The organism is Rouxiella sp. T17, assembly GCF_036663475.1.
Taxonomy (GTDB): domain Bacteria; phylum Pseudomonadota; class Gammaproteobacteria; order Enterobacterales; family Enterobacteriaceae; genus Rouxiella.
Map to the genome: position 1 here is coordinate 26,130 of NZ_JAWUEA010000013.1, position 13,585 is coordinate 39,714.

General features: G+C 51.5%; 15 protein-coding genes. 10 read left to right on the forward strand and 5 right to left on the reverse strand.

What is annotated here, in order from left to right:
- Positions 1 to 146 precede the first annotated feature (146 nt).
- The 3 genes from lexA to SC206_RS04235 all read left to right on the forward strand — a co-directional run bounded on the left by lexA (position 147) and on the right by SC206_RS04235 (position 2,681).
- The gene (lexA, locus tag SC206_RS04225; RefSeq protein WP_332734489.1) at positions 147 to 755 is read left to right on the forward strand and encodes a transcriptional repressor LexA; all 609 of its coding nucleotides are present in this window, start codon (positions 147 to 149) and stop codon (positions 753 to 755) included.
- Positions 756 to 994: 239 nt separating this feature from the next.
- Positions 995 to 2,335, forward strand: a complete 1,341-nt coding sequence (gene dinF / locus SC206_RS04230) for an MATE family efflux transporter DinF (protein ID WP_332734491.1) — start codon at positions 995 to 997, stop codon at positions 2,333 to 2,335.
- Between the two features lie 136 nt (positions 2,336 to 2,471).
- Positions 2,472 to 2,681, forward strand: a complete 210-nt coding sequence (locus tag SC206_RS04235; protein WP_045048264.1) for a CsbD family protein — start codon at positions 2,472 to 2,474, stop codon at positions 2,679 to 2,681.
- Between the two features lie 200 nt (positions 2,682 to 2,881).
- Here SC206_RS04235 and SC206_RS04240 read toward each other — a convergent pair whose 3' ends face one another.
- The 4 genes from SC206_RS04240 to SC206_RS04255 all read right to left on the reverse strand — a co-directional run bounded on the left by SC206_RS04240 (position 2,882) and on the right by SC206_RS04255 (position 4,463).
- Positions 2,882 to 3,307: a GFA family protein gene (locus SC206_RS04240; protein WP_332734495.1), complete on the reverse strand. Its 426-nt coding sequence runs from the start codon at positions 3,305 to 3,307 to the stop codon at positions 2,882 to 2,884.
- Positions 3,308 to 3,407: 100 nt separating this feature from the next.
- On the reverse strand, positions 3,408 to 3,917 hold the full coding sequence (zur, locus tag SC206_RS04245; protein ID WP_332734497.1) for a zinc uptake transcriptional repressor Zur: 510 nt from the start codon (positions 3,915 to 3,917) through the stop codon (positions 3,408 to 3,410).
- A gap of 115 nt (positions 3,918 to 4,032) precedes the next feature.
- Complete coding sequence (locus SC206_RS04250; RefSeq protein ID WP_332734499.1) at positions 4,033 to 4,233, reverse strand: hypothetical protein; 201 nt, start codon at positions 4,231 to 4,233, stop codon at positions 4,033 to 4,035.
- A 26-nt stretch (positions 4,234 to 4,259) separates the two neighbouring features.
- Positions 4,260 to 4,463 carry a hypothetical protein gene (locus tag SC206_RS04255; RefSeq protein WP_332734501.1) on the reverse strand — a complete coding sequence of 68 codons (204 nt, stop codon included), beginning with the start codon at positions 4,461 to 4,463 and terminating at the stop codon, positions 4,260 to 4,262.
- A gap of 299 nt (positions 4,464 to 4,762) precedes the next feature.
- On the opposite strand from SC206_RS04255, the gene dusA reads away from it, so the two are divergent.
- Together dusA and pspG are read left to right on the forward strand one after the other, a co-directional pair.
- The gene (gene dusA / locus SC206_RS04260; RefSeq protein WP_332734503.1) at positions 4,763 to 5,809 is read left to right on the forward strand and encodes a tRNA dihydrouridine(20/20a) synthase DusA; all 1,047 of its coding nucleotides are present in this window, start codon (positions 4,763 to 4,765) and stop codon (positions 5,807 to 5,809) included.
- A gap of 201 nt (positions 5,810 to 6,010) precedes the next feature.
- Positions 6,011 to 6,262, forward strand: a complete 252-nt coding sequence (gene pspG / locus SC206_RS04265; RefSeq protein WP_332734505.1) for an envelope stress response protein PspG — start codon at positions 6,011 to 6,013, stop codon at positions 6,260 to 6,262.
- 419 nt (positions 6,263 to 6,681) lie between these two features.
- On the opposite strand, the gene SC206_RS04270 is transcribed toward pspG, so the two are convergent.
- Complete coding sequence (locus tag SC206_RS04270; RefSeq protein ID WP_332734506.1) at positions 6,682 to 7,671, reverse strand: quinone oxidoreductase; 990 nt, start codon at positions 7,669 to 7,671, stop codon at positions 6,682 to 6,684.
- 205 nt (positions 7,672 to 7,876) lie between these two features.
- Between SC206_RS04270 and dnaB the strand changes: the two genes are divergently transcribed.
- The 5 genes from dnaB (at position 7,877) to SC206_RS04295 (ending at position 13,534) form a co-directional block, all read left to right on the forward strand.
- Positions 7,877 to 9,286, forward strand: coding sequence for a replicative DNA helicase (gene dnaB / locus SC206_RS04275; RefSeq protein WP_332734508.1), 1,410 nt, complete (start codon positions 7,877 to 7,879; stop codon positions 9,284 to 9,286).
- 224 nt (positions 9,287 to 9,510) lie between these two features.
- Positions 9,511 to 10,590 carry an alanine racemase gene (gene alr, locus SC206_RS04280; protein WP_332734511.1) on the forward strand — a complete coding sequence of 360 codons (1,080 nt, stop codon included), beginning with the start codon at positions 9,511 to 9,513 and terminating at the stop codon, positions 10,588 to 10,590.
- Between the two features lie 176 nt (positions 10,591 to 10,766).
- Positions 10,767 to 11,237: an Lrp/AsnC family transcriptional regulator gene (locus SC206_RS04285; RefSeq protein WP_332734513.1), complete on the forward strand. Its 471-nt coding sequence runs from the start codon at positions 10,767 to 10,769 to the stop codon at positions 11,235 to 11,237.
- Positions 11,238 to 11,553: 316 nt separating this feature from the next.
- On the forward strand, positions 11,554 to 12,174 hold the full coding sequence (locus SC206_RS04290) for a YitT family protein (protein ID WP_332734515.1): 621 nt from the start codon (positions 11,554 to 11,556) through the stop codon (positions 12,172 to 12,174).
- A 166-nt stretch (positions 12,175 to 12,340) separates the two neighbouring features.
- Positions 12,341 to 13,534, forward strand: coding sequence for an amino acid aminotransferase (locus tag SC206_RS04295; RefSeq protein ID WP_332734517.1), 1,194 nt, complete (start codon positions 12,341 to 12,343; stop codon positions 13,532 to 13,534).
- Positions 13,535 to 13,585 lie beyond the last annotated feature (51 nt).

The window sequence follows — 13,585 nt, forward strand, 5'->3', positions numbered from 1 at the left end:
CGGCAAAAGTTGGCGAAAGTGACGGCAAAAGAATATTGAATATTTAAAAGCCGCTTAATGTTTGTTTTTTGTGTACTCTCTGGTTTTCATTCCAGCTTTACCTGTATATACTCACAGCTAGACTGTATAAACAAACAGGGGGCGACATGAAAGCACTTACAGCTAGACAACAAGAGGTCTATGACCTTATTCGCGATCATATCGCCACCACCGGTATGCCGCCAACGCGTGCAGAAATTGCTACCCGACTCGGGTTCCGTTCTCCCAACGCGGCAGAAGAGCATTTGAAAGCTCTGGCGCGCAAGAACGTCATCGAGATTGTTTCCGGTGCGTCACGCGGTATTCGCCTGTTAATGGAAGAAGAAGACGGTTTGCCGCTAATTGGCCGTGTTGCTGCCGGTGAGCCTTTGCTCGCGACTCAGCACATCGAAGCGCATTATCAGGTCGATCCTGCAATGTTCAAACCTAACGCCGACTTCCTGCTGCGCGTCAGCGGCATGTCGATGCGTGATATCGGTATTCTCGACGGCGATCTGCTGGCTGTCCACAAAACCCAGGATGCCCGTAATGGTCAGGTTGTGGTTGCGCGTATCGACGACGAAGTGACAGTAAAACGTCTCAAAAAGCAGGGCAATATTATTCAGCTGCTGCCTGAAAACAGTGACTTCGAGCCAATCGTTGTCGACCTGCGCGAGCAGAGCTTCAGCATTGAAGGCTTGGCCGTAGGCGTAATTCGTAACGGCGACTGGTCCTAGTTTTTATTAGCTGCAATCGAGCGTGACGGCTCTTCTATGTCGTCATGCTGCATCCTTGTCACACGTTAAGGATTACGCGTTACGTCATTACGCGTTAAATGATGACGTGTTAAGTCATTGCGTGTTAAGTCTGGCTTTACTTTAAAAGCGTTGCTGCTTAAGTTGGGATCGACACCCATTTATTGAGCGCCGCCTTTCATGTCTGCATTTTCTAGCCTGTCCTTGATTTAGAAAATAACATGCCCCTACTTCATAAAATAAAAAGCACCTTTCTAAGCCCGACCGACAAAGCGCTGTGGTTGCTGGCTCTCCCGATGATTTTCTCCAATATTACCGTGCCGCTATTAGGACTGGTCGATACTGCCGTCATCGGCCATCTCGACAGCCCCGACTATCTCGGCGGCGTCGCGGTGGGTGCCATGGTAACCAGCTTCCTGTTTATGCTGCTGCTTTTCCTGCGCATGAGTACCACAGGTTTAACCGCGCAGGCGCTCGGCGCACAAGATAATGTTCGGCTAGCCCGCGCTTTCGTGCAGCCTTTTTTATTGGCGCTGATTGCCGGGGCGCTGATCTTCCTGTTTCGCCACCCTTTGATTTCGCTCGCTTTACAGATTGTGGGCGGCAGTCAGGCCGTGTTGCAACAGGCGCAGATTTTCTTGTCTATTCGCTGGTATAGCGCGCCGGCCTCTTTGGCGAATCTGGTGATTCTGGGCTGGTTGCTGGGCATTCAATATGTGCGTGCGCCGGTCATTATGCTGATCGCCGGAAACATGCTTAACGTGATTCTAGATTTGTGGCTGGTCGTTGATCTTGGCTGGAATGTGAAAGGCGCTGCGGTCGCGACGGTCTGTTCAGAATATGCCACGCTGGTGCTCGGCCTGTGGCTGGTTTCGATTGTTATGAGAAGGCGCGGCATCACCTGGCTGATGTTGAAACAGGCGTGGCGCGGCAATCTGCGTAAACTCTTTGCTCTAAACCGCGACATCATGCTGCGTTCGCTGCTCATCCAGCTGTGCTTTGCGTCGCTAACGGTGATCGGTGCGCGTTTAGGTAGCCAAACTGTGGCGGTAAATGCCGTATTAATGAATTTGCTGACCTTCACGGCGTTTGCGCTGGACGGCTTTGCTTACGCGGTCGAGGCGCATTCCGGCCAGGCGTTTGGCGCGAAGGATAAAAGCCAGCTGCTCAAAGTCTGGCATGCGGCCTGTCGTCAGGCAGGGTTGGTTGCGGTAGGTTTTGCCATCGTTTATGCCGTAGCGGGTGAGCAAATCGTCAACCTGCTGACCTCGCTGCCCGAGTTAAGAACTCTCGCCGATCGCTATCTTGGCTGGCAAATCGTGTTACCGCTGGTCGGCGTGTGGTGTTATCTGCTCGACGGCATGTTTATAGGCGCCACTCGCGGCAAAGAGATGCGTAACAGCATGGCGGTTGCGGCGGCGGGTTATGCGATTTCCTTACTGACATTACCCGTGCTTCACAATCACGCGCTGTGGCTTGCGGTTGCCGTCTTTCTTTCACTGCGGGGTTTGGCGTTGGGCTGGGTCTGGCGACAATATTGGCGTCGCGATAGCTGGTTTTAAATGCTTTGGATTATTCCGAGTTATAAGCAGATTGACTCAATATCCCTGCATTTCCGAAACTCTCTACTACAATTAGTACTGTTGAAAGGCATTAAACAAGTGCCACATAACCAGAGCTAATACAGGAGAGTTTACGATGAATAAGGATCAAGCAGACGGTAACTGGAAACAATTTAAAGGCAAAGTTAAAGAAAAATGGGGCAAGCTAACCGACGACGATCTGACTGTCGTAGAGGGTAAGCGCGACCAGCTGGTCGGTAAAATCCAGGAACGTTATGGATACCAGAAAGACGAAGCCGAGAAAGAACTCAAATCTTGGGAAACGGACAACAAGTACCACTGGTAGTCGAGTAAAGAGTGGTAGTCGTTAGTTTCTCAAAAGCTGCATCCTGAAATTTAAAAGCTGCTCCTACCCAAGGTGCTTTTCAGGATGCAGGGTACAAGGATGTACCTACCCGTTTTTTACCCTTCTTAGGCCATTTTCCCCGCTTCAACTTTTTTTCAATTTCTTCATCAACTTCGCCATCAACTTCTCTATCAACACTTTTACTCTTTTGTCGGCACAAACAGCAAATGACCTCTTTCTAGAGATTTCGATCCCGCTGGCCCATCTTGTGGGTGCGAAACACCGTTCATGACAGGAATATCAGTAAAGTCAAAAGGTGAGATATTTTCAAGGCAGGCGACATTTACGCCGTATTGCGTGGGAGTAGAGCGACGCTGGTGGTGCGTGTAAATGCCACAAATCGAGCAAAAGTAGTGTCTTGCCGTCATGGTATTGAAGCGATATTCGGTAAGTTTATCTTCGCCCTGCAAAATTTCTATGTCTGCCAATTCTGCTGAAACCACTACCGCGCCGCGCATTCTGCAATAAGAGCAATCGCAGCGTCTGGCGGTCTTAAAGCCGTCGGTAAGTTTGACGCTGAATTTTACTGCGCCGCAGTGACAACTGCCGTTAAGTGCGTTTTCCATATAAAAGCTCCCCGTCTCATCGTGACTGAAAGCTTAGTACATTTGTGTGACTCGTAGATGGCATTACGCGCAGGTGTCGAGATTTTTGAATAGGCGAAACTTAGCGTTTTTTAACCGCGATGCTGTGATCGTGCTCGCAATGGTCGTGACTTTCGCAGGCTTCAACGACCGAGCAGTCGGCACACAGGCCGTGAGCTTCGACCACGGAATGGCGCAGCACAAAGCCTGACTCTTTCGCCAGCTTGCCGAGGCGCTCTTCAATACCGTCGGTGGTTTTTTCAGTGACTAAACCGCAGCGATCGCAGATATACAGCGCCGAAGTGTGGCTCGGTTCTTCAAAATGATGGCAGACAACATAGCTATTGGCCGACTCGACGCGATGGATAAAACCCTGTTCGAGCAGGAAGTCGAGTGCGCGATAAACGGTAGGCGGTTTAGCCTGCGGCTCGGTTTTACGTAGCAGGTCGAGCAGGTCATAGGCGCTGATGGCACCGGGTTGTTCCGTCATCAGACGCAACACTTCAAGCCGCTGCGGGGTAAGCCGAACGCTACGTTGCTGGCAAAGGCGCTCAGCTTGAATGAGGATATTTTCCGTAGTGGTTGAGTTCATCGCGACGTCTCTGCATAAATAGAATGCCGATTTTACCATGCTTCCGGCTATTCTCCGAGGGGTACGCCGCAGTATCCTTTTTAACCCTGAATTTAATCGTCAATAATTAATCCTGCTATTTGGCTGCTGGCTTGTCGCGCTGTTTAGCGGCCTTTATTGCTGTCGATAACCCCTTTTCGTATCCGGATTTATATCCCGCCTCAAAGTCTATCTTGGCGTTTCGAATGCGAGGGATCGCATACTGTTGACGTCGACGAATAACCGCCTCTGCGTTATCGGAAACTATTTCATTCATATACTCTTCGAATGCTGTCATGTGTTGCCTTTGCTGCGTGAGAGGGGCTATCTGACTTTCAGCCATTCGCCTTCAGTGCCCAAATGCGCGCAGACGCCACGCCCGGGCGCGACCACCAGTTTGGGAACTCCGTCATCGTCAATAATGCGGCATACGAAACCAAACTTTGCCCACACGGGATAAAATTTTCCGGCCGTAAAGTAGTCGCAGTCGGTGTAGCGGGTAAGAATATATTCATCAGGATCTTTCATGGGATATTCTCTTCGTCGCGGCTCATTAAGCGGCATGGCGAAATAGAGAGGATGTAAAAAATTAACCAGTGACAGGTGTTACGTCTTTATTATGGAAGCCAGCGCAGGAAATGATTAGGTGGAATCATTCCTTATTTATATGCAGATTCCTTCGGCTTTAGAGGCCAGCACCCTTGAGCGCGAATATGATACAATAGGCCATACTTCAGCCAATTCTCGTGCCCACGCCTTGTAATTTTGCAGGCAATATCTTGTGCCGGGAACGCCTTACTTAGCCAAATAGATCCTAAATAGATAAAATGCTCGAAAATAAACCTAATACTGTCAAATCCGAGTTTAGCACCCAGCGTTTTTCCATTGCGCCGATGCTGGACTGGACCGATCGTCATTGCCGTCATTTCCATCGCCAGATGAGCCGCGAGGCGCTGCTGTACACCGAAATGGTGACTACCGGCGCGATTATTCACGGTAAGGGCGATTATCTCGAGTTTGGTCAGGAAGAGCATCCGGTGGCACTTCAGCTTGGCGGCAGCAATCCGCAAGATTTGGCCACCTGCGCCAAACTCGCCGAAGCGCGCGGCTATGATGAAATCAATTTAAACGTGGGCTGTCCATCAGACCGCGTACAAAACGGCATGTTTGGCGCCTGCCTGATGGCGCAGGCTTCGCTGGTCGCAGACTGCGTCAAGGCAATGCGCGACGTGGTGTCGATTCCGGTCACTGTCAAAACCCGTATCGGCATCGACGAGCTCGACAGCTACGAATTCCTCTGTGACTTCGTTCAACAAGTTTCGGGTCACGGCGAGTGCGACACCTTTATTATCCACGCCAGAAAAGCTTGGCTGTCGGGGTTGAGTCCTAAAGAGAACCGCGAAGTGCCGCCGTTGGACTATCCGCGCGTGTATCAACTCAAACGCGATTTCCCGCATCTGACGATGGCAATTAACGGCGGCATCAAAACGCTGGACGAAGCTGCGCAGCATTTGCAGCACATGGATGGCGTGATGATGGGCCGCGAAGCCTATCAGAATCCGTCGATTTTGCTGGATGTCGACCGTCAACTGTTTGGCAGTGACGCGCCTGCGCTGACCGGGCCAGACGTGATCCGCTCGCTTTACCCTTACATCGAAGCGGAGCTGTCGAAAGGCACTTATCTGGGTCACATTACCCGTCACATTTTGGGTATTTTCCAGGGGATCCCGGGTGCGCGTCAGTGGCGTCGTCATTTGAGTGAAAACGCTCATAAACCGGGCGCAGGTATTGACGTGGTAGAGCAAGCTTTGGCGATGGTGACCCGACCGCAAATGGCGGCCAGTGACACGCAGCACACGCTAAAAATTAACTAACTGTTAGTCTGTCTGACTAACAAAAGCAGTATCACTTTAAACCCGTCCTCATGGCGGGTTTTTTATTGCTTATATTTCAATGGGTTATATATGTGATTAACTGGCACGCTTCTTGATATATCTCCTGTAGTAATTGTTTTTAATGCGTGGCTTTATTAAAACGTTTTGATGTTGACGCGCACCTGCTACAGGAGTGATGTGATGGCTGAAATACTGTTCGTGCTTGGCTTTTTCTTTATGCTGCTGATGACCGGCATCTCTTTAATCGGCATGATCGCCGCGATGGTCGTTGGTTTCGCGCTGATGATGGTCGGCGGGTTATTTACGGTTGTTATTAAAATGTTGCCGTGGTTGCTTCTGGCGATCGCCGTGGTGTGGATTTACCGCGCCTATAAACAGCCGGAAAAACAGCGTTATAAATCTTCGCGTTATAAAAACAGGCGTCTGCCGTAACGACAATTCGCTGACCGATTGAAATATAAGCAGCTGTTAAATGGCGCTATTACCTTGAGGCTTTTTACGCATTGGCTTGTAAGCAAGCTGTCATAGCTTTTACTTATGTGGGCTCGATCACAGGTTGAGTTTTTAAATGCTTTTAAAGCAAATTAATCATATTTTTTAACAAAGGTGACTGCTAGGATGAATTTCTCGTCATTCGCCGTGCGCGCTTGTCGAACCTAATTCATCCAATCCGGTGAGACTCTACAATAGTTGCTTAAGCAACATCGTCCCCGGATTTACCTTGCAGTAACCTACAGGCGGTACCGTTCTACCTCGATATGATTGAGAACAGAACAGCATAAGAGGGCTCCTTTATCGGGGCCCTCTTTGCTTTTACAGATTGCAGTTTTTACTTGTACAGATTGCAGCGGTTATTTGCCCGGAATCAACAGGCTTGAACCGGAGGTGGCACGACTTTCCAACGTTTCATGGGCTCGTCGCGCTTCTGAAAGCGGGAATTTCTGCGACTCTTTCACGTCAACTTTGATAGCGCCGCTGGCGATTAGCGAGAACAGTTCCTGACTGGCCGCCGCCAGCTCTTCCTGATTGGTAACGTAATTGTTCAGGGAAGGGCGGGTGACAAACAGCGAACCTTTTTGGCCCAGAATACCCAAATCTACGCCGGTCACAGGACCCGATGCATTTCCGAAACTCACCAGCAGCCCGTGACGTTTCAAGCTGTCGAGCGAGGCTAGCCAAGTACTTTTCCCTACCGAATCATAGACTACCGACACCTTTTCGCCGTGCGTCAGCTCTGCCACGCGTGCGGCAATATCTTCGGTTTGATAGTTAATGGTTTCCCAGGCACCGGCTTCTTTCGCCAGCTTGGCTTTTTCTTCAGAACCCACGGTTCCAATCAGCTTCACGCCCAGCGCTTTGGCCCACTGACAGGCAATCAATCCAACGCCGCCTGCCGCAGCTTGAAACAGAATGGTATCGCCGGATTTTACTTTGTGAGTTTGACGGAACAAATATTCTACCGTCAGCCCTTTCAGAAACGAGGCGGCGGCCTGCTCGAAACTAATGCCTTCCGGCAACACGGCCACCTTGAAAGCGGGCACGTTATGAATTTCGCTGTACGAGCCCAACGGAGACTGCGCGTACACCACGCGATCGCCGACTTTTATATGGCTAACGTTAGCGCCAACTTTGCTGACCACGCCCGAGGCTTCGGTGCCAAGGCCCGAGGGTAGAGAGGCGGGAGCGTAAAGACCGCTGCGCACGTAAGTATCGATGTAGTTAATGCCTATTGCCCGATTCTCGACCTGCACTTCATCCGCTGCAGGATCTTTAGCTTCAAAATCAACGTACTCTAAAACTTCAGGACCGCCGGTGGCGCTAAATTGAATTCGCTTAGCCATTATTTTTCCTCGCATTTAGGGATGAATTTCACCCTACGCTAATTAATCTGGGTGATCTAGTCGCCATGTGCTGCGGCTAATACCGTTTGGAAATGAGTCATCATTAGGAATTATAATTCGGTATACTGAGGCGTTATTCACGTTCGTCCTGACCCTCAGGCAGACGTCGCCACGCCCGTTATTCAGAGTAGGAAAGCATTTATCAATGGCCGGAAACAACAAACCAAATAACAAAACGCATGAACCCCGCGATCGTCAGATGGAAGGGCTCAAGCTTCCGCCACACTCTATCGAGGCCGAGCAGTCCGTGCTGGGTGGATTAATGCTGGATAACGAACGCTGGGACAATGTCGCAGAACGTGTTGTAAGCAATGACTTTTTCAGCCGTCCGCATCGACTGATTTTCACCGAAATGCAGCGTTTGCTGGAAATGAGCAAGCCTATCGACCTGATTACGCTTTCCGAATCGCTTGAGCAAAAAGGCGATTTGGATTCGGTCGGCGGCTTCGCTTATTTGGCCGAACTTTCCAAAAATACCCCGAGCGCCGCCAACATCGGCGCTTACGCCGACATCGTGCGCGAGCGTGCCGTGGTTCGCGAGATGATTTCCGTTGCCAATGAAATCGCCGATGCCGGTTATGACCCGCAGGGCCGCAGCAGCGAAGATCTGCTCGACCTGGCCGAATCCCGCGTCTTCCAGATTGCAGAGAGCCGCGCCAACAAAGACGAAGGCCCGAAAAGCGTCGATCGTATTCTCGAAAGCACCGTCGCGCGTATCGAAGAGCTGTTCCAGCGTCCGCACGACGGCGTTACCGGCGTGTCGACCGGCTACAGCGATCTCGACAAGAAAACTGCCGGTTTGCAAAAATCCGACCTGATTATTGTCGCGGCGCGTCCATCGATGGGTAAAACTACTTTCGCGATGAACCTGTGTGAAAACGCCGCGATGATGCAGGAAAAACCGGTGCTGATTTTCAGCCTCGAGATGCCCGGCGATCAGCTGATGATGCGTATGCTGGCGTCGCTGTCGCGCGTCGACCAGACCCGAATTCGTACCGGCCAGCTTGACGACGAAGACTGGGCGCGTATCTCGAGCACCATGGGTATTCTGCTCGAAAAACGTAACATGTACATCGATGACTCTTCAGGCCTGACGCCGACCGAGGTGCGTTCGCGCGCGCGTCGTATCTTCCGCGAGCACGGCGGACTGAGCATGATCATGATCGACTACCTCCAGCTGATGCGCGTGCCGTCGCTTTCCGACAACCGTACGCTCGAAATCGCCGAGATTTCCCGCTCGCTGAAAGCGCTGGCTAAAGAGCTGCAAGTGCCGGTGGTGGCGCTTTCCCAGCTGAACCGAAGCCTTGAGCAGCGCGCCGACAAACGCCCGGTTAACTCCGACTTGCGTGAATCGGGTTCCATCGAGCAGGATGCCGACTTGATCATGTTTATCTATCGTGACGAGGTTTATCACGATAACAGCGAAGAAAAGGGCATTGCGCAGATTATCCTGGGTAAGCAGCGTAACGGCCCGATCGGCACCGTTCGCCTGACGTTTAACGGCCAATGGTCGCGGTTTGATAACTATGGTGGCCCTCAATACGACGAAGATTAAGTTTAGGGCAACTTTGGCTGGGCTAGCTTGCTTGCCAGCTTGAACTCGGGCAGTGCTCGGAATCCTCACGTACTTTATGTACGCTGCGGTTCCTCCGCGCTGGCCGCGTCCAATCTGGCTGCGCCGCCGACGCCCCGTGACAAAGAGATCCTTAAAGTCTAATAACTTTGACGACCCTTAAAATAAGCAAAACGGTCAACTTAAATTATCTAAAAGGACAAAGCATGAAGGCGGCAACGGCGGTGATCGATCGCGGCGCTCTGCGTCATAATCTGCAACGCATTCGGCATGTTGCGCCTCAAAGTCGCGTGGTCGCGGTGGTGAAAGCCAATGCTTATGGACACGGGCTGCTTGAGGCGGCGCACAGTTTGCAAGATGCCGATTATTACGGCGTGGCGCGACTTGGCGAAGCGCTGGCGCTGCGTGCAGGCGGTATTCACAAGCCGATTTTGCTGCTGGAAGGCTTTTTCTCTGCCGAAGATTTGCCGCTGCTGGTTAAGCACGGCATTGAAACGGCGGTACATTGCGTCGAACAGCTCGAGGCGCTTGAAGCCGCCGTGTTAGCGACGCCGCTAAAAGTGTGGATGAAACTCGACAGCGGGATGCATCGGTTGGGCGTCGCGCCTCACGAGGCCGAGGCGTTTTATCAGCGCCTTTCTGTTTGTCGAAATGTCATTCAGCCGGTGAATATGATGAGTCATTTTAGCCGCGCCGATGAGCCTGAAAGTGATTACACCTTAACGCAGCTACGCTGTTTCGCCGCGTTTACGCACGGAAAAACGGGAGTAAAAACCATTGCCGCGTCGGGTGGCACGCTGCTGTGGCCCGCGTCACATCTGGATGTCGTCCGTCCGGGCATTATCCTTTACGGCGTTTCGCCGATGGGCAGTGCCGAAGCCAGCGACTATGGCTGTCGTCCGGCGATGACACTCTCCTCCAGCCTGATTGCCGTGCGCGATCACTTGGCGGGCGAGCCGGTCGGCTATGGCGGCCTTTGGACCAGCCCGCGCGACACCAAACTTGGCGTGATCGCCATGGGTTACGGCGACGGCTATCCACGCAGTGCGCCAAGCGGCACGCCCGTTTTAATCAACGGCCGCGAAGTGCCGATTGTTGGCCGCGTCTCAATGGACATGATTTCCGTCGATTTAGGCCCCAACGCAACGGATAACGTCGGCGACGAAGCGATTCTCTGGGGAGCCGAGCTGCCCGTCGAACGCATTGCCGTGGCTACCGGCATCAGCGCCTATGAACTCATCACCTCGCTCACCTCCCGCGTGAACCGTCTTTATCTCGGCGACTAGCCGAGATTTTCTCCGACTTTCCAATCCGGCATCGTTATTGCAATTCACCTTCTCTTTCAAGCTACAGAAAAAGCGCTTTCATTTGAAAAACCAGACGTTAGCGCATAAAGCCACAGTTTGAGCCAAAAAAACTGGTAGTGTATTTAGCAATAAAATCTATAAGCAGGTGAGCAGCCATGTACAGCATTGACGATTATGACCTGAAAATCCTGACCTTACTGCAGGCCAACGGGCGTTTAACCAATCAAGAACTGAGCGAAATTGTAGGGCTTTCGGCATCACAATGTTCGCGCAGAAGAATCAGTCTCGAGCAGCAGCAGATGATCTTGGGCTATCACGCTCGCCTTGCGCCAGAGGCATTGGGTTTGGGCATGATCGGGCTGATAGAAATCAGGCTCATCAATCACTTACCTGAAAATGTAAGCGAATTCCATCAGATGCTGGAGCAGGTTGATGCCGTTATCGATGCTTATAAAACCACTGGCGATGCCGATTATCTGCTAAAAGTTGCCGTTGCCGACCTTGCGGGCCTCAGCACGTTAATCAGCCATATTCTCTCTGTGCACAAAAGCGTGGCGCACATCAAAACGTCGGTGGTATTAAACCGAATTAAAGAAAATGGCCTGTTAACATCATCGATTGAATAAACCTGCTTTTATCATCACCATCATGCGCCAAAGAGGGTGAGGGAATATGATCCAGGATGGTGCAAATTCCCTGTCTTGGTGCATGAAACCTAAAGATTATGCATGGAAAAAGCAGTTAGTCGTCTTGTGGTGCGCGAGTTAGCTATAAATTAACGTTTATATGCTCATTTCGCGCGAAATCGATTGCCTTATTAAGTCCTGTCGTTAATTATCTATGCGATCCGTCACACATAGCGCTGACGTAGCAGAGGAATATCGCCTGCTGCGTTGTTTCATATTTAAAGACCACAGGCATTTTAAGGCGACCCACATTTCTATGGATAACACCGATAACCTCACTCAGCCGCAAATCGCGCACACCTGGCTTGAAGACGTGCTCGCTATTTTAATGGGCACATTAATGGTTTCGTTTGGCGTCATGATGCTGCGCCAGTCGGGCGCGCTGACCGGCAGCACGGCGGGTCTGGCATTCCTGATACATTATCTGACCCACTTTTCGTTTGGTGCGGTGTTCTTCACCATTAATCTGCCGTTTTACTGGCTTGCCGTTCGTCGCATGGGCTGGGCTTTCACCCTGAAAACCTTTAGCGCCGTGGCACTGGTTTCCGTTTTCACCAGCCTGCATCCGATGTTTATCCATTTTGATCACCTCGAACCTTTCTACGCGGTGCTGTTCGGCAACGTCATTATGGGCATGGGCTTTATCGTGTTATTCCGCCACAAGGCCAGCCTCGGCGGCATGAATATTCTGGCGCTCTATCTGCAGGATAAATACGGCATCCGCGCGGGCAAGCTGCAAATGGGCGTCGATTTTGTCATCGTGCTGGCCTCGTTGTTTGTCGTGAGTATTCCAATGCTTATCGCCTCGATTATGGGCGCGTTCGTTCTGAATCTGATTATTGCGATGAACCACCGTCCGGGCCGTTATACGGTGTAATGACAGACAATAAAATCAAAAATCACCACAAGCGGCGGGTTCTGGAATAAGCCTCGCAACATCGCAACTTAATCGTGATTTTTTACTGTTTTTTGTTAGTCTGAACAACAATTCAAAAAAGCTATTCCATAAAGCTATTCCAAAAAGAACTTCAAGGAGAAATACCGTGTTCCAACATGTTGATGCTTATGCTGGTGATCCTATTCTGTCACTGATGGAGAGCTTCAAGAACGACCCAAGAGAGCAGAAGGTAAACCTGAGCATCGGTCTGTACTATGACGACAAAGGTATCATTCCACAGCTGGGCGCCGTTGAAGCCGCTGAAAATCTGTTAAATGCCCAGCCGCAAACCGCGTCTGTTTATCTGCCGATGGAAGGCCTGACCGCCTATCGCAGCAGCGTGCAAACCTTGCTGTTCGGGGCTGAACACGCCGCATTGCAGCAGCAGCGTATCGCTACGATTCAAACCGTGGGCGGTTCCGGCGCGCTGAAAGTCGGTGCCGATTTCCTGAAGCACTATTTCCCGAATTCAGAAGTGTGGGTGAGCAATCCGACCTGGGATAACCACGTTGCGATTTTTGCTGGCGCGGGCTTTAACGTGCACACCTATCCTTATTTTGATGCCGAAAAACTGGACGTGAACTTTGCGGGCATGATCGACGCGCTGCAAGCGCTGCCAGCGCAAAGCATCGTGCTGTTGCACCCTTGCTGCCATAACCCGACCGGCTCCGATTTGACCCAGTCCCAATGGGATCAGGTCATTGAACTGGTGAAACAGCGTGAGCTGATCCCGTTCATGGACATCGCCTATCAGGGCTTCGGCGACGGCATGGCAGAAGACGCCTATGCTATCCGCGCGATGGCCGCTGCCGGTGTCAACATGCTGGTAAGCAACTCGTTCTCTAAAATCTTCTCTCTTTACGGCGAGCGCGTTGGCGGTCTGTCAGTGGTTTGCGAAGACAGCGAAGCCGCCAGTCGCGTATTGGGCCAGCTGAAAGCAACCGTGCGTCGCAACTACTCAAGCCCGCCAAACTTTGGTGCCAAAGTCGTTTCTACTGTATTGGCAGACGCTGCGTTAAACGCCCAATGGTTGAGCGAAGTTGAAATCATGCGTACCCGCATTATCGAAATGCGTCAGACGCTGGTTAACAGCCTGAAGAAAGCCTTGCCGAGCCGTAACTTTGACTACCTGCTGCAACAGCGCGGGATGTTTGGTTATACCGGTTTTAGCGCAGCACAGGTCGATCGCCTGCGCGAAGAGTTTGGCGTTTACCTGATTGCCAGCGGCCGCGTTTGCATGGCGGGTCTGAACCATCATAACGTTGAGCAGGTTGCCGCGGCGTTTGCTGCCGTTCAGTAAGCGTTAACGGCGGGGCCGGTTTTCTTCATCAGAAAGCGTTAACAATCGGTT